9 protein-coding genes are annotated in these 14,215 nt (G+C 71.5%); all 9 read right to left on the bottom strand.

Going from position 1 to position 14,215, the window contains the following annotated elements:
* Positions 1-38: 38 nt before the first annotated feature.
* The 9 genes from AB0F15_RS01765 to AB0F15_RS01725 all read right to left on the bottom strand — a co-directional run bounded on the left by AB0F15_RS01765 (position 39) and on the right by AB0F15_RS01725 (position 14,121).
* Positions 39-686: a phosphatase PAP2 family protein gene (locus AB0F15_RS01765; protein WP_360263587.1), complete on the bottom strand. Its 648-nt coding sequence runs from the start codon at positions 684-686 to the stop codon at positions 39-41.
* Complete coding sequence (locus tag AB0F15_RS01760) at positions 683-1,852, bottom strand: glycosyltransferase (RefSeq protein WP_360263584.1); 1,170 nt, start codon at positions 1,850-1,852, stop codon at positions 683-685. The genes AB0F15_RS01765 and AB0F15_RS01760 overlap by 4 nt, the downstream gene beginning before the upstream one ends.
* A complete protein-coding gene (locus AB0F15_RS01755) occupies positions 1,849-3,036 on the bottom strand; it encodes an O-antigen ligase domain-containing protein (protein ID WP_360263856.1) in 1,188 nt (395 codons plus the stop codon). The genes AB0F15_RS01760 and AB0F15_RS01755 overlap by 4 nt, the downstream gene beginning before the upstream one ends.
* Positions 3,037-3,118: 82 nt before the next feature.
* Positions 3,119-4,645: a right-handed parallel beta-helix repeat-containing protein gene (locus AB0F15_RS01750; RefSeq protein ID WP_360263582.1), complete on the bottom strand. Its 1,527-nt coding sequence runs from the start codon at positions 4,643-4,645 to the stop codon at positions 3,119-3,121.
* A gap of 9 nt (positions 4,646-4,654) precedes the next feature.
* The gene (locus AB0F15_RS01745) at positions 4,655-6,817 is read right to left on the bottom strand and encodes an alginate lyase family protein (RefSeq protein ID WP_360263854.1); all 2,163 of its coding nucleotides are present in this window, start codon (positions 6,815-6,817) and stop codon (positions 4,655-4,657) included.
* 40 nt (positions 6,818-6,857) lie between these two features.
* Positions 6,858-9,035 carry a bi-domain-containing oxidoreductase gene (locus AB0F15_RS01740; RefSeq protein WP_360263579.1) on the bottom strand — a complete coding sequence of 726 codons (2,178 nt, stop codon included), beginning with the start codon at positions 9,033-9,035 and terminating at the stop codon, positions 6,858-6,860.
* Positions 9,032-10,942, bottom strand: coding sequence for an asparagine synthase (glutamine-hydrolyzing) (gene asnB, locus AB0F15_RS01735; protein WP_360263576.1), 1,911 nt, complete (start codon positions 10,940-10,942; stop codon positions 9,032-9,034). The genes AB0F15_RS01740 and asnB overlap by 4 nt, the downstream gene beginning before the upstream one ends.
* Before the next feature lie 33 nt (positions 10,943-10,975).
* On the bottom strand, positions 10,976-12,781 hold the full coding sequence (locus tag AB0F15_RS01730) for a Wzz/FepE/Etk N-terminal domain-containing protein (RefSeq protein ID WP_360263572.1): 1,806 nt from the start codon (positions 12,779-12,781) through the stop codon (positions 10,976-10,978).
* Positions 12,778-14,121 carry an exopolysaccharide biosynthesis protein gene (locus AB0F15_RS01725; protein WP_360263569.1) on the bottom strand — a complete coding sequence of 448 codons (1,344 nt, stop codon included), beginning with the start codon at positions 14,119-14,121 and terminating at the stop codon, positions 12,778-12,780. The genes AB0F15_RS01730 and AB0F15_RS01725 overlap by 4 nt, the downstream gene beginning before the upstream one ends.
* Positions 14,122-14,215 lie beyond the last annotated feature (94 nt).

The following is a 14,215-nucleotide window of genomic DNA, read 5'->3' as shown; positions in this document are numbered from 1 at the left end:
CAGACCCGCCGGCCACCCGAGCGCCCGACTGCCGTCCGTCAGAGCCGATCGGCGACGCGGTCTACAGCCCAAGCGGTCAGCGGGACCGCCGCCAGCGCTGCGCAGAATCCCCCGACAGCGTCCGTCGGGTAGTGCGCCCCCAACGCCACCTCGGCCCACCCCATCGCGATGCCGGCGACCAGGGCCATCCCCAGGGCGAGCAGCACGGCAGCCGCGCGCCCGAGCGCCAGCCGGTCGGTGAGCAGCAGGGCGATGATCAGCGCGAGCGCCGTCGCCAGCGCGGTGTGCCCGCTCGGGTAGGACAGGAACTCACCGTGAATGGTGCGTCCGACGAGCGGCTTCAACACCGTGGTCACCGCCACGGTGACCACGACGCCCAGCACCGTCAGCACGGCCGTCCGGACACGGTGGGCCAAGAAGCACACCCCGGCGAGCAGGGCGATCAGGATCACCGACCCGACCGGTTCGCCGCCGAAGTCGAAAACCAGGGCGAGGTACCGCCAGGGCGGCCGAACCCCGTCGATCGACGGCAGAAGCGTGGCGTCGATCCCGGTCAAGCCCGAGTCCTGGAAGTGGAGGATGCCGAGCGCGACCAGCACCGCTGTCGCCAGGGCAGCCGACATCGCCAGCGGGGCACGCAGCACCGGGGGCAGGGCCGCGGGCGCCGTCCGGACCAGCTGCTTCACGCCTCGATCGCCGCCTTGTACCCGGCGATCAACCGGTCCAGCCCGACCGCGGGCGTGAAGTCCTTCTCGTACCGGACGCGGGCCGCGTCGCCCATTTCGCCGTTGCGGTCGCCGGCGACCGCGCGCAGGCGGTCCGCCAGCGAGCCCGCGTCGTTCGGTGCGTGCAGGAGACCCGTGACACCGTCGTCAATGAGCTCGGGAAACGCGCCGTGGGCGGCCGCGACCGTCGGCACGCCGGCGGCCATCGCCTCGACCACCACCAGACCGAACGCCTCCAGCCACGTCGACGGCGCGACCACCGCGATCGCGTCGGCGGTCAGCGCGCGGCATTCCGCCTTGTTCCGCAGGCCGACGTACGAGACGTCGGCGCGTCCGGCCGCCCAGGCCGCGACCTCGTCCTGCATCGGGCCGGTGCCGGCGATGACCAGCGGAACACCCAGGGCGCCGCCGAGGCGGTCCCAGGCCCGCATCAGCAGGCCGACCCCCTTCTCCTCGGTGACGCGGCCGAGGAACAGCACGTGTTTCCCGCCGCCGGTGCGGCGGACACCGGGGTCGGTGACGAAGTTGTGTTTCACCGCCATCCGCTCGCCGGGCATCCCGGCCGACACCAGGAGGTCACGTTGGGCCGCCGAAATGCAGAAGAACCGCGAAACGCCCGCCCACCACCGGCGCCGGTTCGCGACCATGCTCGCCGCCATCGGGACCGTGGCCGCGCTCGAACCGCGGTAGCAGCCGTGCTTCACCGCGGGCAGTGGTGAGCCGCCGACGCACTCGGTGCAGATGCGGCCGTCGCGGTGGAGCGTGCCGGGTGGGCAGACCATCGTGTAGTTGTGCAGCGTCGCGACCGCGGGCACCCCCGCGTCCGCGCAGGCGGCGACCACCGAGGGCGACAGCAGCGGAAACGTGTTGTGGATGTGCACGACGTCCGGGCGCGATGCCCGCAGCCGGGCGGCGAGCTCCTTCCGCACCGCTGGGTTCCACGGCACCATCAGCGGCACCGCGGCCTTGCGGGGCAGCGGCATCGCCGCGATGTCGTCGCTGCGGCGTTCGAACAGCGACACCTGGTGACCGCCCTCGGCGAGCAGCGTCACCTCGGCGTCGACGACGTTGTTCTCCCCGCTCGGCTGCTCGGACCGGTACCGGTTGTGCACCACGAGCACCTTCACGCGCCTGCACCTCGCACGTCTGCCCCCTTCATCGGGATGAATGCTTGTTCGTCGGACTGCGGCACCCCACGGACCAGCAGCGACGCGGCGACCGCCAGGTGCAGCAAGTACGGCGACGCGTCGCCGAGACCAGCTTCGGTGTAGGAGGCCGAAATGCAGTAGGTGATCAGGAAGATCGCGCACGCCCGCGCCAGCGAAGGCGGCCGCAGGACCGCGACCACGACCAGCGTCAGCAGGAACGCGGCGACCAGCGCGATCCCGAGGAAACCCTGCTCGTGGTAGACCGCGAGCCAGCTGTTGTCGATCGGGAGGCCGTCGTAGGACTTGTCCGTCAGCCCGACCCCGAAGATGTACTCCGCTGTCGACCTCGGGGCCTCCAGCAGCGCGTCCCACACCTTCGCGCGGCCGGTAAGGCTGGAGAAGTTGTCTGCGCTCTGCCCGCGGAGGAACCACGCCTGCAGCGCACCCGCCAGCACCACGCCCGCGACCCCGCCGACGCCGACCGTCCACGCGAACACCTTCCGCGCGCGGGCGCTGGTCAGCATCATCGACAGGAAGGCCACCGCCAGGCCGGCGACGAGGCCGAGCGTCGCCGTGCGGGTGTGCGTGAGCATCAGCAGCCCCAGCGCCGGCACCACGATCACCAGCGCGCTGCGCCACGTCGTGCGGCGCCCGAACCAGAGGAGGAGCGCGAGCCCGGAGATGACGGCCGCGTATTGGCCGATCTGCGGCGGGGTGAGCGGCCAGATCGCGCCCGAGAGCCGGCCGCCGTACTCCTCCGGCATGGCGTTGCCGGGTGAGATCACCAGGCCGACCGCCACCGACGCGAGCACGACCGCGTAGGTGCGGATGTGGGCCCGGACAAAGCTGAACCCACCGTCCCACCAGCGGGTCAGCAACCAGAGCGTGGAGACGAAGACCGTGAGCCGGAAGCACCGGAACAGTGCACCCGCGCCCTCCTTCAGGTCGGCGCTGGAAAGGATGCTGATTCCCAGCAACGCCGTCAGCAGCAGCAGGTACGCACTTGGGCGGATTCGCAGGTGCTTGTTCAGCGCGAGCGCGATGACGAACGCGGTCATCAGCGAGCCCATGGTGACCAGCTGGCTGACCGACCGCGGCAGCGGAAGGACCGTCTTCGCGCCGGTCGAGCCGAGCGTGTTGAGGATCAGCAGCGCCCACGCCACGCCCGCCCACTTCGGCGTCGCGGACGCGGGTTCGGGCGCGGCGTCGCCGCGGATGCCGGTCACTGCGAGGTGCGCCGTCATGTCAGCCCCCGGCCTGCGCCGTGAAGGTGCTTCCGCTGTCCTGCGAGTAGGGCAAGCCCTGCCACTCGCCGATCTCGAGGACGCGGTCGGCCGACTGGGCGATGAACGTCCACGGACCGGCGTAGCTGTTGTCGTGCCAGTGGTTGTCCTGGTTGAACGTGATCGCGTGTTGGACTTCGTCACCCTTGTACGGCGACCAGTCCGGGTAGCTGCCGAAGTTCGACAGCAGGCCCATCCGGCCGCACGAGGCCTGGCAGCCCACGACCGCCGGGTCGAGGACGAACTTGTTGTCGTGGATGTCGACGTGCTGGGTCTTCCAGCGGCAGTCGGCCAGCAGCGAGCCGCTCGTGATCGCCGGCGCCGCGCACTGCTTGACGGACGGCACCAGCCGGGTGCAGTCACCCGAGGAGGTGTTGGCGGGGCTGTTGCAGAACCGGTCCGCGTTCTCCCACAGCGTGATCCCGGACCAGTTGTCCTCCAGGTAGTTGCGGGAGATCTCGATCTTCGCGGTGCGGGCCTTGACCCGCGGCTCGCCGCCGGACTCGGAGATGTAGATCGCCGATGTCGGGAAGTTGTCGGCGCGGTCGGCGTACTTGCGGCCGTCGACCCAGTTGTTCTTGCGGATCGTGTTGTCCCGGATGACGGCGTTGTAGCTGATCTCGTAGATCAGCGCGGCGCTGTCGTTGTTCTCGATGAGGTTGCCCTCGATGAGGAAGTCGTTGTTGTTGGTGTCGGCCCACAGTCCGGTGCCGTGGTTGTCGTGCACCCAGTTGCCGCGCACGTCGGCGCCGTCGACCTGCCAGAACTTGACGCCGCCGCTGCAGCCGCAGCCGTCGATCTTCGCTTCCCAGTCGCCGGTGTTGTTGCCGGCGATCTCGTTGCCCTCGACGACCAGCGCGGTGAGCGGGGTGCCGCCGGAGTAGGCGTTCATGCCGTACTGACCGTTGCGGCGCAGGCAGTTGCCGCGCACCTGCTGGCGCGCGCCCGCCATGAGCCCGGCGCCGTCGTTGTCCTGGACGGTCGAGTGCTCGATGACCCAGCCGTCACCGGAGTCGTGGTTGACCACGCCTTCGTCGTGCGGGGCGGCGAAGCCCTGCACGGTCACGTAGGTGACCTTGACGTTGACCGCGTGGCCGGTGAACGCGTACTGGTTGATCTTCCGGCCGTCGACGATCGCGCCCGGTGCGCCGATGTAGACGTCACCGTCCTTGGGGGACACCTGGTCGTACTTGTCGTCGCCGAGGATGTGCTTGCCCGGCTTGAGCCAGAACGTCGTGCCGGGGCCGGCCGAACGCGTCTTGACCGCCAGATCGCCCGGCACCGCGGGGTCGACGACGACCGCCCCCGCCGGCGCGGCCGTCGGACCGGCCGGCTGCTTGTCGCACACGGCGGCGACCGACCCGCTGGGAGCCGGGGTGGCCTGGCCGGCGCCGCCATCGGTGTTCGGCCCGGCCGAGCACGCCGCGACCGTGAGCAGGACGCCGAGCAGCGGAGCGGCACGGCGGAGTCGGAAGCGGCGGGCTGTCACGGGCGGGTCCTAACTGAAGCGGAGCAGGGTGGTGAGGTGTCCGGGAGTCCCGGAGCCGACCAGGGTCGTGGAGGGTTCCTTCCGGCCGAAGCCCGCGGAGTACCAGCCGAGCGGCGGATCGGTTTCGCCGCGATGGACGGTCCAGGAGAGTCCGGGCGGCAGCTCCATGACGGCAGTGCGTACCGCGCCTCCGGCGCCGGGCAGAGACCCGGACACCCGACCGACCAGAGGATCGTCGACACCGGTGGCGCCCCCGCGCTCGCCGCCCCCACGCAAAGCGACCGAACCGGCCGCGCGCCCGCCATCAGCGGCCAGGGAACCGGATCGACCATCCCCGCCGGCGACCGAGCCGAACCCGCCCACACCAGCGGCCGGCGAACCCGACCGCCCCTCGCCGCCGGTGGTGGCGGGTCCCGGCTCTGCCGGCCAGCGGAGGCGGGCCGTGGTGCCGTCGAGCACGACCGTCACCGCCGGGCCGAAGTGGAACGTCAGGCGGGCCGCCGCCGGCTGGTCCTCGCCGAGTACTTCGTCGATGATCTTCAGTGCGTCGCCGTCCAGCTCGACCGTGCGGCGGTGGACCGCCGGTGCGTAGCCGTCGTGGGCCGCCGACCAGCGGGAGGGGCCGTCTTGCGGGGTGTGGACCTCGAGCACCTTCGTCACCGCGTGGCGGGTCCACAAGAACGGGCCGCCGGACACCGACTGGTCGCGTCCGGCCAGCTCGAGCGTGTTGTGCCCCAGCGTCGACCGGAAGTACGACCGCCACTGCGGCTCGCCGTGGTAGCAGAACGTGCCCGGGTCGGCCAGCACGTCCACGCCGTCGTGGCGGACCTCGAGCGACAGCGCGTCCGCGTGGGCGTGCGCGGCGATCGACAGGAACCCGTGGGGGCCGCCGTCGCAGCGGACCCACACGGGGCCCGATCGCAGGATCGTCATCCCGGCGTCACGCAGGTGCGCCGGACGGCGGTTGGGGCGGACGCCCGAAGGGCGCGGGGTCCGCGAAGCGAGCGCGGCCAGCAGGGCCGTGCGGACGTCGTCGCCCGGGATCGGCGGCCACCAGTCCATGCGGCCGAACAGGACCTCACCGGACGCCAGCAAGGACGCCCAGCGGTCCGTCTCCGAACCGTCGACGACGAGACCGAAGCCGTCGTCGGCGTCGCCCTGGCGGGGCGGCCGGAGCCGGTTGTCCACAATGGACGCGAGGGCGTCCGTCATGCGGCCAAGGACGTCCCACGTCGACTCCGGTACCGGCGTGCCCGCGGCGTCGGCCTCGACCGCCGCCGCCAGGCCGAGTTCCAGCACCAGGCCGTGGTACTCGGACGCCAGTTCCGCGTTGAGGCCGGACGCGAACGTGTTGCGCCGCAGCTGGACGTCCAGCGAACGCATCGCCGAGGTCCGCCAGCCCGCCGACTCCGGGAACCAGCCGAACGCGCACGCCGCGGCGAGCAGCCCGGCGTCCTCGGCGATCACGTGGTTGTTCGCCGACGAGCCGTGGCTGCGCAGCGTCGCGAGCCAGTTCTGGTGGTGCCACAGCTGGAGCTGGAAGTCCGGGTTGTCCTCGAACAACGCCGTGACGCCGTCCCAGCCGTCGAGCAGGCGGCGCACCCAGACCCACGACAGGAGCCGGATGCCCAGCTCGATGCCGCTCACCCAGTGCGGACCCTGCAGCGGCGGGTTTTCCGCCCACCACGAACGCAAGTGCGCGGCCACGCGCGAGGCGTAGGCCGGGGACCCGGTCAGGGCGTACGCCGCGGCCAGCACGGTGAGGTGCTGGTGACGCGACGGCTCCCAGATCTGCTTGATGTCGCCGACCGTGTCCTCCGACCGGTACGGCACGTCGAACGCGTACACGTGCGAGGGCGCGCGACGCCCGGTCTTCGGGTCGAGGAACCAGTCGGGCGCCTCGAAATCCGAGCGCTCGACGCCGAAGTACTCGGCACGCCCGGCCATCAGCTCGTCGGCCGTGGCCAGGAGCCGGGAAACCGCCTCGCCGGACACCTTGCCCAGCGCCCCGGAAGGCAGCGAAGCCGTGAACTCCGGGTGCGCGGGCCAGTCCGGGGCCGAGGGCAGCGCGGACCGCCACTGCCGCTGGACGACGGCGTGCCGTGCGCGGCCGACGACCTCCGCCGGCCCCATCCGGGAGAGCCGGCGCAGGTACCAGCCGGGACCCATCATGTCCGGGCACCGGCCTTCCGCGGCAACTCCAGCCTGCTCGTCATGCCGGGGCACCCGCCTTCCGCGGCAGCTCGATCCGGACCGGCGCCGCGTTCGCGACGCTGGTCTGCGCGGCGAGCGTGGCCAGCGTCGTCGCGGCCAGCGAAGCGAGCGAGATCGGCATCGGGCCACCCGTGCGCACCGCTGACAGGAACGCGTCGACCTCGGCGGCCTGGCCCTTGTCACGGCCCTTCGGGATGCGCGAGCTGGCCCACTTCTTCCGCGAGTACACCGACGCGCGGACGAAGTCGTCGAACTTGAGGACCTTGCCGTCGGCGACGACGTCCAGGGTTTCCTTCGGGAAGCCCGACGAGCCGGTCTCGGCGTAGGTGATCACCGCCGTCGAGCCGTCGGCGTACCCGAGGGTCACCTGGAGGTCGCCGGTGGCGTACACCGAGACCGGGTCGGCGTCGAGCAGCCAGCTCACGGTGTCGATGAAGTGGCCGCCTTCGCCGGCGAAGCGGGAGCCCTCGGAATCGGCCTGGTTGTACCAGCTGCCGTGGTCGAGGCGGCCGGCGTTGACCAGGTACCGCACGGTCGCCGGGCCGACACGCGGACCGAACTGGTCGCGGGCCTCGTGCAGCAGCGGCGCGAAGCGGCGGTTGAAGCCGACCTGCAGCCGGTCGTTGCCGGACTCCTCGACCGCGTCGAGCACGATCTGCAGTTCCGAGGCGGACAGCGCCAGCGGCTTCTCGACGAACACCGTCTTCCCCGCCAGCAGCGCGCGCCGGGTCAGCTCCGCGTGCGAGCTGTGCCGCGTCACGACGAACACCGCGTCGATCGAGTCGTCGCCGAGGACGTTGTCGACATCGGTCGACGCCGAAGCGAAGCCGAACTTGCGCCGCGCGTTGGCGCCGGACAGCGCCGACGTCGTCGCGACGTGCTTGAGCTGGACGTCTTCGCGCTCGGCGAGGTGCGGCAGCAGCATCGACGACGCGTAGTTGCCCGCCCCGATGAAGCCGAGGCGCACCGGCTGCCCGGCGGGCAGTGCGGGCGTCGAACGCGAGACCACGCCGATCCGCGCGGACGTCACCACAGGCTCGGTCTTCGCGACCGCGTCCGGGTAGCGGAACAGCACCGCGACGGCCTTCAGCTCGCCCTCGTTCAAGGACTTGTACGTCGAAACCGCTTCGGAGAAGTCCGAGACGTGCGTGATCAGCGGCTCGACGTCGAGGCGGTCGCGCGCGATCAGGTCGAGGACGCACTCGAGGTTGCGGCGTTCGGTCCAGCGAACCTGGCCGATCGGGTAGTCACGGCCTTCCAGCTCGTACGACGGGTCGTAGCGGCCGGGGCCGTACGAACGCGAGAACCGGACGTCCAGTTCCTTCTCGTAGTAGGCGTTCCACGGCAGGTCGAGCTTGCACTTGCCGATGTCGATCACGCGGCCGCGGTCGCGGGACAGCTTCGCGGCCAGCTCCACCGGGTCGTTCGTGTTGCCGCCGGCGGCGAGGTAGGTCTGGTCGACGCCCGCGCCGTGCGTCAGCTCGTCCACCGCGGTGTCGACGATGCCGGACGCGGGGTGGGCGCAGGTCAGCGCGCCGAGGCTCTCGGCGAGCTTGCAGCGCTCGGGGTCGGGGTCGACGCCGACGACGCGCACGCCGGACGACGTCAGCAGCTGCACGACGAGCTGGCCGATCAGGCCGAGGCCGATGACCAGGGCCACCTCGCCGATCTGCGGTTCGCCGCGGCGAACGCCCTGCATCGCGATCGACCCGACCGTGCCGAACGCCGCGTGCCGCGGGTCGACGCCGGCGGGCACCCGCGAGTAGAGGTTCTTGGGCACCCAGTTCAGCTCGGAGTGCAGTGCGTGCTCGTTGCCCGCGCAGGCCACGAGGTCGCCGACCGAGACGTCGGTGATGCCGTCGCCGACCTGCTCGACGATGCCGCAGAGCGAGTAGCCGAGCGGGGTGTAGGAGTCCAGTTTGGACGTCACCTTGCGGTAGGTCGCCGAAAGACCGTTGGTGGCCACGCTCTGCATGACCTTGGCGACCTGGTCGGGCCGGGCCTTCGCCTTGCCCACCAGGGAGAGGCTCGCCTCGGACACCTTCATCATCTCGGTGCCGGTCGAGATCAGCGAATACACGGTCCGGACGAGCACGCCGCCGGCCTTGCACGCCGGTTCGGGCACGTCCAGCAGTGCCAGTTCACCGCTCTTGTAGTTCTGGACTACCTGCTTCACTTGGCTTCCGCTCCAGACATCGCGTTCCGGTACCAGTACTCAAGGGTCAAGACGTGCCAGAGGTGCTTGCTGCGGTCCTGCTGGCCGGCGGCGTCCTCGTCGACCATGCGCTGCAGCGCCTCGCGCCGCAGGAAGCCGGACTGCACGAGCACGCCCTCGTTGACGACTTCCCGCACCAGCGGGGCCAGATCGCGGCTCATCCAGGCCCGCAACGGCGCGCTGAACAGGCCCTTCGGCCGGTGCACGATCTCGCTGGGCAGAACGTTGAGCGCCGCGTTCTTCAGCGCCATCTTCCCGCCGCGGCCGACGATCTTCTTGTTCCCCGGGATCTTGAAGGCCGCGCGCACCACCTCGACGTCGACGAACGGCGTCCGGACCTCGGTGGACGCCGCCATCGTCGAACGGTCGGTGTAGGTGAGGTTCAGCCCCGGCAGGAACATCCGCGAGTCGGCCAGGCACATGCGGTTGACGAAGTCGTCGAGCGCCTGGTCGTGGTACGTGTCCGCGTGCTCGGTGAGGACGTCGTCGACCGCGGGCGCCAGGTCGGGGTTCAGCAGGGAAAGCAGCTCCGCCTGGTCGTACATCGTGTAGCTGCGCCGGAACGCCGTCTCCTCGGGCAGGCCCGCGAAGGACAGGAAGCGCTTCGCGAACCGCACCGAACGGTAGCCGCGGGTGGCCGAGGCGACCGGCAGTCTGTCCACAAGGGACTCCACGGGCCTGCGGACCGCGGACGGCACCTTGTGGTAGCGCAGCGCGATCAGGTTCGCGAGGTGCTTGCGGTACCCGGCGAACAGCTCGTCGGCGCCCATCCCGGACAGCATCACCTTGACGCCGGCGTCGCGCGCGGCCGAGCAGATCAGGAACGAGTTGATGGCCGCCGGGTCGCCGATGGGCTCGTCGAGGTGGTAGGTCATCTTCGGCAGCAGGTCGAGCACCTGCGGCGCGATCTCGATCTCGTGCAGGTCGACGCCGAACTTCGCGGCGACGATCCGGGCGTACTTCAGGTCGTCCGGCATCGCTTCGAACTTGGCGTCCTCGGCGCGGAAACCGATGGTGTACGCCGAGATCCCCGGCTGCGAGCGCGCGGCCAGCGCCGTCAGGTAGCTGGAGTCCAGCCCACCCGAAAGGAACGTCGCCACCGGGACGTCCGAGAGCAGGTGCTTCGCGGTCGACTCGGCGATCACGGAGTGCAGGTCGACCTCGCCGTCGAAGGCCGCGCCCTCTTCGGCGACCTCCCGCAGCGACCAGTACCGGCCGCGGTCGACCCGGCCGTCCGGCCGGCAGCGCAGCCACGTGCCCGGCTGCAGCTTCTCCACGCCCTGGTAGGCGCACCGGCTGTCCGGCACCCAGTAGTAGAGCAGCGACGCGATCAGTGCGGCGTTGTCGACCTGGAGCGCCCCGCCGAGCTCACCGGCGAGGGCTTTGAGCTCGGACGCGAACACGACCCCGCCGGCGCGCTGCAGGAAGAACAGCGGCTTGATCCCCAGCTGGTCGCGGACCAGGAAGAGCTCGCCGGTCCCCTCCTCGAACAGCGCGAAGGCGAACATCCCGCGCAGCTTGGGCAGGCAGTCCGTGCCCCAGCGCCGCCACGCCTGCAGCAGCACCTCGGTGTCGGACGTGCCGCGGAAGCGCACCCCCGCCGCCGCCAGCTCGGCCCGCAGCTCGGGCGCGTTGTAGAGCTCGCCGTTGTAGCTCAGCGCGAGCCCGTCCAGGACCATCGGCTGGGCGCCGGTCTCGGACAGGTCGATGATCGAGAGCCGCCGGTGTCCCAAGTGGACTTCACCGGGACCCGCGCGGTGCTCGTAGCGACCGGAGCCGTCCGGCCCGCGGTGGGCCAGCGTCTTGGTCAGCCGGTCGGTGAGCGGCCCGCCGTCCGGCCAGAGGTAAGTGCCTGCGATGCCGCACATCTCGGGTGCGTTCCCCTTCGGTCGCGGCGCAGGTCAGGAGACCTCCGCGCTCTTTTCCGGTTCGAGTCCGGCGTTCAGTTCGCCCTTGTGGCTCGGTTCGCCGTCGTCACGCTTGAACGGCGTCGGCCGCTTCGGCGGTTTGACCGGGGCGAACTTCTTCGTCGGTGCGTTCAGGTGGTCCGGAACGCTCACGCTGCCGGGTGGCGGCAGTGGCGATGCCGGCGGCCTCGGGGTGGCGAGAGCGGGTGGGAGCACCGGCCGGACCGGGGTGAACCGGCGCGTCGGCGGCTCCGCCGTGGCGATGCGCTCGGCGACCCGGGCGGCCAGCTCGTCCAAGCGGTCTTCCCGCTCGGACGGGGCCGGTTCCGCCGCCGGGGCCGAGCTGCGTCCGCGCAGGGCCGTGTGCAAGCCGTCCCACAGTGTGCCGTCGGACTTGTCGCGCGGGTCCGGGTCGACCAGCACCACGCCGATGATCGGGATCTGCTGGTCGGCCAGCTGCCGCGCGACGGTGTGCAGCCACAGCGTGTTCGCCTGCCCGGCCTTCACGACCAGCACGGTTTCCTTGCCGAGGTGCTCCAGGTCGGTCCACGCCGTGCCCGGCGACACCGTGCCGACGCCGACGCGGCGCTCCACCGGCGCCCCGGGCGCGTCGCCGGCGCCCACCACGGAGACGTCGCTCTTGGTTTCCTGCGCGAGCTTGCGGACGTCCTCGCCCGGCAGGTCGTCGACGACGCTCGCCGCGCCCTCGGCCGCCAGCTCCTCGGCGATGTCCAGGCCGAGCGCGGCGGCGACCTTCGGGGCGCCGAGCTCCAGCAGCGACACCTCGCGCGGGTCCTTCTTGATCAGGCGGACCAGCGTGGTGGCGACGCGCTTGCGTTCGGAGACCGCGCGCGAGCGTCGCCACAGCCGGGCGGGGCCGCGCCGCTTCGACGGCAGCTGCGCGATCACGGACGCGCCGAGGTGCGTCGAGATCTCGCGGCGGAGCACCGGCCGGTCGCGCGACACCGCGCCGACGGCGACGAGCGCGATCCCGAGGGCCAGTCCGAGCGCGAACCCGATGCCGGCGTTGGTCGCGGTGGTCTTGAGGAACGCCTTGGGCAGCGCGCGGGCCGCGTCGACGATCTGGGTGCCCGCGGCGACCTGCGGGCTGCCGATACCGGCCTGCTGGGCGCGCGAGGTGAAGTCCGAGATCTGCGTGGTGAGCGCGGCACGGCGGCTGTAGAGGCTTTCGAGGGTGGGCTGGCTGGCCTGGCGGCCCTTGCCCTCCTCCTCGACGATCTGCTGCTCGATCTTGGCCAGCTCGTCCTGCGCGTTCTTGCGCTGGTCGAGGATGGCCTGCGACTGGGCGGCCGCGGCCGCCTGGCTGCGCTTGACGTGGTCGGCGATGAACGTTTCGGCCAGCGCCTGTGCCCGGGCCACGGCCTCTTCGTTGCTCTTGGCCTTGACGGTGATCTGCAGGACGTTGTTCGTCACGCCGAGGCCCGCGTAGTTCTTCATGAAGTCTTCGGGCGCGTCGGTGCTGCCCAGCTTCTTCAGCGCGCCTTCGGCGATCTGGGTGGTCTGCAGCACGGCGACGTCGGTGCGGATCAGCGTGCCGCTGTCGGTCGGCGAGTCGTCCTGGTGGACCACGATCACCTTGGCGACCGCGGTCGGCGGCGCGGGCAGCACGAAGCCGACCGCCACGCCGGCGATGAGCCCGAGCAGCCCGGTGGCCAGCCACACCCGCTTGCGACGGCGGATCGCGACGAACAGCCGCTGGAGGTCGACAAGCGGGGCGGCGCCCGCTGCCGCCGGGGGTGGGGGCTCGGCCTCGAAGGACCCGGTCTGGGTAGTCGTCACGCCGAACCTGCCAGGGCTTTCTCGGGGGCTTCCGCCGCGGGTTCGGTTTTGCCGGCCGCCATCGGCCGGACGGCGTGGGTGAGGACGGCGCCGACGATCTCCTGACCGCCGTCGGCGCAGGCCTCGGCGAGCCGGACGAGCTGCCACGCGGTGCGCGTACCGGAGCCGAGCACGACGAGGACGCCGGAGCGGGCACTGGCGTCCGGCACCGTCGGCCGTTCGGCCGAGAACTCGAAGATCCGCAGCGGCACGGACAGCCGGTCGGCCAGCTCGGCGAGCTGCACGGCGGCCAGGCGGCCGGTCTCGTCGTCGTCGGCCACCAGCAGCAGGACGTCGGTGGGGCCGGTGGCCAGCCGGGCCAGCACCCGGCGGTAGCGGATGTCACGGTTGACCGCGTCGGCCGAGCTCGCGACCGGCGGCAGCACCCACGGCCGGTCGCTGCCGAGCAGGCGCCGCACCTTGCCGGTGAAGCCGGTGGCCGGGAGGCGGTCGCCGTGCGGGGTCGTGACGTCGACGCCGGCGAGGACCGGCGCGCCGAGCGCGGCCGCGATCTCCGGCTCGCCCCGCAGGCGCCGGTCGGTCCGGGCGCTGAACAGGTGGCCGAAGACGCCGCCCAGGAAGAACAGCACCGCACCGCCGGCGACGAACTGCGTCAGCGTCGGGGCCGCCGGCGACGTCGGGCGCTGGGACGGCCCCAGCACCACGGTGTTGCCGACGCCGGTCGCGAGGTCGGCCTGGTTCAGGTCGTTGATCGCCTGCTCCAGCGACGTCTTCAGGCCTTCGAGCTGGGTGCGGACCTGCACGCTCTCCACGGTCAGGTCGCCGCCGACGTTCTTGGCGAGGTCGCTGATCTTCTCGGTGGTCAGCTTGACCTGCTGGCGCAGTGACTCGCGCTGCTCCTGGGCGAGCTGCACCGAGGCGTCGGCGGAGTTGCTCGCCAGCTGCCCGGAGTACTTGACGAACTGCTGGGCGACCTGGTCGGCGAGCTGCTGGGCGTGTTCGGCGGTGTCGGCGGAGACGGTGATCGTCACGACGTTGCCCTGCGCCACCGACGTCGTGACCTGCTTCTTCAGGTCCGCACCGGCCGGGCGCCACGGCAGCACGGCGGCGGTGCGGTCGAGGACGACGGAGCTGGTGGCGACCTCGGCCTGCGTCAGCAGTTCGTCGGCCTGTCGCGGGCCCTGGAGCAGCACGCTCGAGGACGTCTTGTAGCCGGGTGAGAAGAGGATCGACGCGACGGCGCCGACCAGCGCGCCCAGGACGGCGAGGGCGGCCAGCAGCCGCCACCGTCGCCGCAGGACCTGCCCGACCAGGGCCAGGCGCACCGTGTCGTCAGTCAACGGCAGATCTCCATTCCTGAGACGGGTACGCCGAACGGGTTCAGTGGATCGGCCGGTTACCCCAACCGTCGTCGGACCGGGGGCTTTGGTTACA

This window comes from Amycolatopsis sp. NPDC026612, assembly GCF_040638285.1.
GTDB lineage: Bacteria > Actinomycetota > Actinomycetes > Mycobacteriales > Pseudonocardiaceae > Amycolatopsis.
Note: the sequence above shows the minus strand (reverse complement) of the source record. Positions and strands in the feature narration are given on the sequence as shown.

Bases quoted from the DNA above. Each gene is read 5' to 3' on its own strand.
- AB0F15_RS01745 (WP_360263854.1), bottom strand. From the start codon at position 6,817: ATGATGGGTCCCGGCTGGTACCTGCGCCGGCTCTCCCGGATGGGGCCG.
- asnB (WP_360263576.1), bottom strand. From the start codon at position 10,942: ATGTGCGGCATCGCAGGCACTTACCTCTGGCCGGACGGCGGGCCGCTC.